The sequence below is a fragment of the Nocardia sp. NPDC004722 genome, assembly GCF_053601505.1.
In genome coordinates, this window is record NZ_JBSGBY010000535.1 from 1 (window position 1) to 5,931 (window position 5,931).

At 69.9% G+C, this 5,931-nt stretch carries 6 protein-coding genes; 3 read left to right on the top strand and 3 right to left on the bottom strand.

All coding sequences use genetic code 11. The features are described from left to right. Both ACWELQ_RS35655 and ACWELQ_RS35660 read right to left on the bottom strand, forming a co-directional pair. Positions 1-1,183, bottom strand: a 1,183-nt coding sequence (locus ACWELQ_RS35655) for a hypothetical protein (RefSeq protein WP_452401418.1), incomplete at its 3' end; no start/stop codon positions are given. A 257-nt stretch (positions 1,184-1,440) separates the two neighbouring features. Further along, the gene (locus tag ACWELQ_RS35660) at positions 1,441-2,889 is read right to left on the bottom strand and encodes an FAD-dependent monooxygenase (RefSeq protein WP_452401419.1); all 1,449 of its coding nucleotides are present in this window, start codon (positions 2,887-2,889) and stop codon (positions 1,441-1,443) included. Between the two features lie 84 nt (positions 2,890-2,973). Here ACWELQ_RS35660 and ACWELQ_RS35665 point away from each other — a divergent pair, with 84 nt between their 5' ends. Then, positions 2,974-3,579, top strand: a complete 606-nt coding sequence (locus ACWELQ_RS35665) for a TetR/AcrR family transcriptional regulator (protein ID WP_452401420.1) — start codon at positions 2,974-2,976, stop codon at positions 3,577-3,579. A gap of 106 nt (positions 3,580-3,685) precedes the next feature. Here ACWELQ_RS35665 and ACWELQ_RS35670 read toward each other — a convergent pair whose 3' ends face one another. After that, the gene (locus tag ACWELQ_RS35670) at positions 3,686-4,651 is read right to left on the bottom strand and encodes a quinone oxidoreductase family protein (protein ID WP_452401421.1); all 966 of its coding nucleotides are present in this window, start codon (positions 4,649-4,651) and stop codon (positions 3,686-3,688) included. 107 nt (positions 4,652-4,758) lie between these two features. On the opposite strand from ACWELQ_RS35670, the gene ACWELQ_RS35675 reads away from it, so the two are divergent. Together ACWELQ_RS35675 and ACWELQ_RS35680 are read left to right on the top strand one after the other, a co-directional pair. Next, positions 4,759-5,109, top strand: a complete 351-nt coding sequence (locus tag ACWELQ_RS35675; protein ID WP_452401422.1) for a hypothetical protein — start codon at positions 4,759-4,761, stop codon at positions 5,107-5,109. A gap of 47 nt (positions 5,110-5,156) precedes the next feature. Continuing rightward, positions 5,157-5,855, top strand: a complete 699-nt coding sequence (locus ACWELQ_RS35680; RefSeq protein WP_452401423.1) for a GntR family transcriptional regulator — start codon at positions 5,157-5,159, stop codon at positions 5,853-5,855. The last annotated feature ends 76 nt before the right edge of the window (positions 5,856-5,931 follow it).

The following is a 5,931-nucleotide window of genomic DNA, read 5'->3' on the forward strand; positions in this document are numbered from 1 at the left end:
CGAGCAACAGCACCACGAAGGTGAGCACGCCCAGGGTCGGCAGCGCGCGCATGGACGGCTCGGTTCCGCGCGTGGCCCGCTGCTCCGACCACAGCGGGAACCCGGACTGCGGCGGCGGTTGCTGTTGCTGCTGCGGCGGTGCGAAAGTGCCCGGCGGCGGGCCGGTTTGCGGTCCGGGCCCGACCGGTGGCCGCTGCGGTTGTCCCATCGGCACGGGCAAGGGTTGTGTCGGCCGGGCTCCCGGCATCGGGGTGGGCGGCGGCGGATTGCCCCGCCCCTGCGGTGTCGCCGCGGGTGGTGACTGCGGCTGCATTCCGGTGACCGCCGCGTATGCCGCCGCGGCCGCGGCCGCCGAGGTCGCGGCGGGAATCGCCGCCTTGGCCGCCGACCCGGCACCGCGCGCGGGCACGGCGGGCTCCTGCTGCACGACCGGACGCGTCTCGTCCTCCGCGCCGGCCACACCGCCGGAGGCCGCGCCACCGGCCTCGGATCCACCCGGCGAACGCAGCGGTTCGGTCGGCACCGAGAGCACCTCGGTGGCCCGGCTCGAGAACGGCAGCGGCGCGTCCCGCGCCGAGTCCGGCACCGGGAACCCCTCGGTGACCAGATCGGAATAGCTTGCGGCGGCGGCGAATCCGAGCGCACCGAGCGCTTGGCCGACCTGCGCGGCATCCCAGGACGCCGGAGCGCCCTCCGCCAGCTTGGTGAAATAGGCGCGCAGCGAGGAGGGCCCGTCGCCGATCAGCACGTCGATTCCGGCGGGCAGGTCACCCTTTTCGAGCTTCACCCGGCTGCCCAGCTGCGGCACCAGCAACACCAGTCCGCTGACCGGCACCCGCTCGCGCCCGGGCGCGGACCGCAACTGTCCGGCCAGATCGACGGTCTGGCGTCGCACCCGTTCGAGGGGATCGGCGTCCCCGTCGAGGGGCGCGGGCTTGCCGTCCACGGTCCACGGCTGATCCTGCGCGCAGGTGAGGGTTCCGGTGACCCGATCGGTGAAGCCGTGCACGCCCACCACCACACAGGTCTGCGGAGTCCACACCACCACGTCGGCGTCCTGGCACTGCACGACCGCGATCCCGGGCACCGCCTGCGGACCACTCCAGGATTTGAGCCAGTTCACCACCGTGCGCTCGGTGTTCGACAACCGCGACGGGTCGTCGTTACGGACCTTCACCAACATCCCAGACCACCTCTGACCGATGCGCCTCTACCTGCCGGCCGCCCGAACCCTTCGCCGCGACCACCTTACGGGGTCGCGGCGTCCTCGCGTGGCCGAAAATGTTCGGTCCGGGCGAATCGTCTTGCGCGGCAGCATGATCATTCTGCACGGTGGGGGCAACACTCGGGCTCTCAGGGGCTTCCCCTGAAACCCCTTCTCACACCAGCCCCCAGGAAGCCCCGAGCTCGAGGAAGAGTTCAGTGTGGGTGGAGAAGTGCTCAGCCGCCGATGAAACCGACATATCCGTCAGGGCGGATGAGCGCGCGGGTACCGTCGGCGGCCTGGTAGGCGCGCTGCGCATGGCCCTCGGCATCGACGAATTCGCCCGTACCGGACGCTGATCCCGATCCGAGGATGCGAACCACCTTGGTGTCGACCGCGATCGACGGCACCCCCGCGTCGTCGGCGGCGGGACCGAACAGCAGCAGCGTGGCCTGCGGCCAGGCGAAGAGCTCGAACAACCGCACGGTCTTGCCGTTCGCGTCGGTGAGCGGAGCATCGGGTGCGCGGTCACCCGCGCGGAGCCCAGCCCCCGGCTCGGTCCGATAGCTGATGTCGAGCTGGTGGGTGCCCTCGCGATCCATGGCGTCGGGATCGCCCTTGATCGTCCGGTCGAGCAGTTCGCTGCTGAGGCCCAGCACCCGGGCGGCGGTGGTGCGCCGTTCGGTCTCGTAGGTGTCCAGCAGCGCCTCGCTCGCCGCACCCGGATGGCGCAGTGCGACTTCGAGTTTCCAGCCCAGGTTGACGGCGTCCTGGACGCCGGTATTGAGCCCCTGCCCGCCGGTCGGCGGATGCACGTGCGCGGCGTCCCCGGCGAGGAACACTCGACCCATCCGATACCGCTGTGCCAGGCGCACATTCGGCCGCCACACCGTCGACCAGGTCAGCTCGGACAGGACGATGTCGTCACGGCGTGAGCGGCGGGTGACGTGGTCCTGCAGCACCGCGAGTTCGGTGCCGGAGTCCGCGTCCAGGCCGGTGGCGAACTGGAACCTGCGCCCGCCGGGCAGCGGCATCAGCGCGATGCCGTCCGTCGGCGCGCTCGAATCCGAGAACCAGTAGCCGACCGAATGATCGAGCGCGTCCGCGCACACGTCGCCCAGCAGCATCCGGATCGACTCGTCGGTGCTGCCTTCGAAGGCGATGCCGAGGGCCTTGCGCACGATGCTGCGCCCGCCGTCCGCGCCGACGAGATAATCCACCCGCACGGTCTCACGCTTCCCGGCGTGCTCGAGGGTCGCGGTCACCGCGTCGTCGCCACCGCTGAATTCCACCAGCGCCGTACCCGATTCGACCCGGACCCCGAGTTCGGCGAGCCGCTCGCGCAGCACCCGCTCGGTATCGGCCTGGGCCAGCACCCACGGATTCGGGTGCGGCACTTCCGCACTGGGCTCGCGCCAGTCGCTCATCCGCCGTTCCATCACGAACTGCCCGTCCACGTGGATCAGCAGCGGCGCCTGCGGCATGCCCTGGGCCAGCACCGCGTCGAGCACGCCGAGATCCTCGAACACCTCGAGGGTGCGCGGCTGGATGCCGTCGCCGCGGGAGCCCACGAAGAACTCCTCGGCCTTGTCGACGATGCGTACCCCTATGCCGCGCCGGGCCAGATCGATGGCGAGGGCGAGCCCGGTCGGACCGGCTCCCGCGACGAGGACCTGCGTGTTCATGGCGACTCCCAAAACTGAATCGATATTCACTGAATGTGAATTCAGTATTGAGGGTGGTAGCTTCCGCTGTCAAGGAGGTGGACAGTGGCAGCCCGCCGCAGCGAGAAATCGGCCGAGACCGAACAGGCGCTCAAACACGCCGCCCGGCAGCTGTTCGCCGAGCGCGGCTATCTCAACACCAAGATCACCGACATCACCGCGGCCGCCGGACGGGCCGCGGGCTCGTTCTACAACCACTTCAGCAGCAAGGAAGAGCTCCTACAGGCGCTGCTGAAAGACCTCGCCGACGAGAGCGACGACTCCGCCGAGGACCCCGCCCACACCGCCGACTTCACCGACCCGGCCTCGGTCCGCTATCACGTCGCGGCCTACTGGAACTTCGGCCGCAAGAACTGGCCGGTCCTGCGCTCGGTCGGCCAAGCGGCCTTGGTCAACGCCGACTTCGCCCGCATCGCAGCCCGATTCGCCACCGAGCAACGCGAGGAAGTAGCCGACCATCTCGACGGTTTCGCCGCCGCTGGACTGCGCCTGCCCGGCTCGGACGAGGTCAGCCTGGCCATGATGTTCCTGTCGGCCACCGGCCTACTGCAGGCGGTGGAGGAAGGCGGCCTGACTCTCACCGACGACGAGGCCATCGACGCCGTGACCCGTTTCGTCTACCGCGGCCTCACCGGCCGCGACATCGACTAGCCGCGACCGAACACTCGAACCCGCGCGCGCCCGGCGGCCTGGCCGCGCCCGAAAAGTCCTGGGCACGATAGCGATCGAGCCCAGGACCGGGGTGGGTGGTCCGGTCTCAGGGCACCAGCACGATCGAGCCGGTCGTCTTGCGGCTCTCGAGATCGCGGTGGGCCTGCTCGGCCTGGGCCAGGGGGTAGCTGCCGCCGATCCGGACATGCAGGGTGCCGTCGGCGACGGCGTTCATGATATCGCCTGAGCGCCACAGCAATTCGGCGCGATCGCGGGTGTAGTGGGCCAGGGTCGGGCGGGTGACGAACAGGGAGCCCAGGGGGTTGAGGCGCTGTAGGTCGAACGGCGGCACCGGCCCGCTCGCCCCGCCGAACAACGCCACCATGCCGCGAATTCGCGTGGCCGCCAAGCTCGATTCGAACGTCGAGGCGCCCACTCCGTCGTAAGCGGCGGCCACGCCGACACCGCCGGTGAGCTCACGCACCCGCGCGGCGACGTCCTCCTCGTAGCGCAGCACTTCCGCGGCGCCCGCATCGCGCGACAGCTTCTCCTTGTCGTCGGTGGACACCGTGGTGATCACGCGCACCCCGCGTGCCGAAAGCAGCTGCGTCAGAATCAATCCCACGCCGCCCGCGCCCGCGTGCACCAGCACCGCGTCGTCCGGCGACGGCTTGTAGATCGATTCGATCAGATAGTGCGCCGTCATGCCCTGGAGCAACGCCGACGCCGCGATCTCGGCGTTCACCCCGTCCGGCACCGGAATCGCCACGGCGGCAGGAACGATCACCTGCTCGGCGTAACTGCCGGGAGCCGCCGCCCACGCGACCCGGTCACCGATCAGGAAGTCGGTGACGTCGGGCCCGACCGCGGTCACCACGCCGCTGCCCTCCGACCCCGGAACGTAGGGGACCGGCGTCGGATAACGCCCGGTGCGAATGTAGGTGTCGATGAAGTTGATTCCGGCCGCCTGCGTCTTCACCAGCAGCTGTCCGGCCCCGACCTGCGGGTCGGGCACCTCCACGTACCGCAGGACCTCGGGACCGCCGTGCTCGGAAACCTGGATGGCGCGCATGCTTCCAGTTCTACACCCGGCCCCCGCGGCGGTATCGGACGCCTCATCGGATGTGAGATGCGCGGCGCTTCATAGACGCTGAAATACCGGTGGGTAAACTGCAGCCCATGAGCGCTACTGCCGCCCCGGCATCCGAGAAAGTCTCGCCGTCCGTCGTGGATTCCGTGAAGGGATTCGTGGCCGAGCACGGCGGTTCCGCCACCGCGGTGCTGCAGCCCATCGGCCGCGTCGGCGTGCGTGTCACCCTCGTCGGCGCCGACGGCGTCATGGGTGACCGGGTCGTCGGTTCCCTGGCCGCGGCGAAGGCCCTCGTCGAGACCGTCGACGGCCTGACCGAGGCCGACGAGTGGGACCGCGAGCTCATCTCGAAGGTCACCCCCGCGAAGGGCCACTGGGCCAAGATGGCAGGCTGGGTGGCCAAGCAGAAGCGATTCCCCAAGGCGCGCAACGAGAAGTGACCGCGTCCGCAGGGGGCGGAGAGGACCGGATCGACGTGTCAGGGCGCGTGACCAAACAAGCGCAGCTCCGTTCGGCGCTGACCACCCTGTGCGCGAATCTGCGTCCCGGCGAGATGCTGCCCAGCGAGCGGCAGCTCTGCGACGACTACCGGGTCAGCCGCATGACCGTGCGCGAGGTGCTGGGCCAGCTCGAATCCGAGGGCACCATCACTCGCATTCCGGGCAAGGGCACCTTCGTGGCCGAGCGGGTGGCCCGCTCGCGCCTGCACATGGCGTCGTTCTCCGACGACATGCGCCGGTTGGGCCGCACCCCGAGCACGGTGGTGCTGCACACCGATCACGCCGTGCCGCCCCCGGCCTCGGCGACCGCGCTGGGGCTGGCCGCGAATACGAAGGCGTTCCACCTGGTTCGGTTGCGGCTGGCCGACGGGCTGCCGATGTCCATCGACGACGGCTGGTACCGCGAGGATCTGTTGCCGGACCTGCTCGATCAGGAGCTGACGCAGTCGCTCTACGCGCTGTTCGCCCGCGAGTACGACTGTCCCATCGACCGCGCCGAGCAGAGCGTGCGCGCGGTGGCCGCCGACGAGCGGCACGCGGGCTGGCTGGGCACCGAAACCGGTTCGCCGCTACTGGCTTTCGACCGCATCTCGTATTCGCGGGATCGCGCCGTCGAGCACGCGCAGTCGTGGTACCGGGCCGATCGCTACCAGGTCTACATGACGGTGTCGGCCGCCGACAGCTGAGGCCGTCCCGAAAACGACGGAGCCGCCGCCCTTTTCGGGCGGCGGCTCCGTCGTTTCAGAGGACTACATCGAGAAC

Coding starts and splice junctions, on each gene's coding strand:
- ACWELQ_RS35675 (WP_452401422.1), top strand. CDS start 4,759: ATGAGCGCTACTGCCGCCCCGGCATCCGAGAAAGTCTCGCCGTCCGTC.
- ACWELQ_RS35660 (WP_452401419.1), bottom strand. CDS start 2,889: ATGAACACGCAGGTCCTCGTCGCGGGAGCCGGTCCGACCGGGCTCGCC.
- ACWELQ_RS35670 (WP_452401421.1), bottom strand. CDS start 4,651: ATGCGCGCCATCCAGGTTTCCGAGCACGGCGGTCCCGAGGTCCTGCGG.